The following is a 764-nucleotide window of genomic DNA, read 5'->3' as shown; positions in this document are numbered from 1 at the left end:
GAGGGCACTGAAAAACTTACGTTTTTTATTCTGCAAATTCAAATGAATACAAAAAGGCAATTTTCCACCTGTTTTTCAAGCGGAAAATTGCCTTTTTCCTTTTCTTTTTTTATTCCTTTTCATTAAGGAGTTTCAAAATTCGCTTGAGGTTTACTGCAAATATCGCTGTGGCTCCTTGAATTTCCATACCAAATAGACCCGCAGATGTTGCTGTTTCATACCCGTGTCTATGTTTTAACTCACTATTTTTTGCTTCAATTTTATAACGAGAGCGTGCATGTTCTCTAAATTCTTCACTATTTTGAAATGCTTCCTGTTCCTTATGTTCTGTGGATTTTATTGAAACAGAATATGTTTTACTTTTTGCCCCTTCTTTATAACAGCCATCACGGAACGGACATACTGCACATTTTTTAATATCAAAGTAATAGGTGTCTTTTTGATTTTTCCCTTGTTCTTTCTTTCCCGTTCGTGCTTTTCGTATTGCCATGTGACCTGCTTTACAAACGTACAAACCTGCATCTTTATTAAACTCAAACTCATCCTCTTTAGCACGTCCACCTTGTGTAATCTGTGGATTTAGTTTAGATACTAATTGAAACTCTTCGGTTTTTGCATACTGGATATTATCTTTTTCTGAATAAGCTGTATCACCAATGATTCTATCAATTGTCATGCCTGCTTCTTTACTTTTCTCAACTAAATCTTTCAGGTACTTTCCATCACTTTTCTCACCAGTAGTAACAATCGCAGCTGTAATAATC

General features: G+C 34.9%; 1 protein-coding gene. It reads right to left on the bottom strand.

The features are described from left to right. Nucleotides 1-109 precede the first annotated feature (109 nt). Nucleotides 110-764: transposase (locus tag M3182_RS25545; protein WP_251560632.1), on the bottom strand; the 655-nt coding region annotated here is incomplete at its 5' end.

The sequence above is a fragment of the Mesobacillus maritimus genome (assembly GCF_023715205.1).
Taxonomy (GTDB): Bacteria; Bacillota; Bacilli; order Bacillales; family Cytobacillaceae; genus Mesobacillus_B; species Mesobacillus_B maritimus_C.
This window is presented reverse-complemented; position numbering and strand designations above follow the sequence as displayed.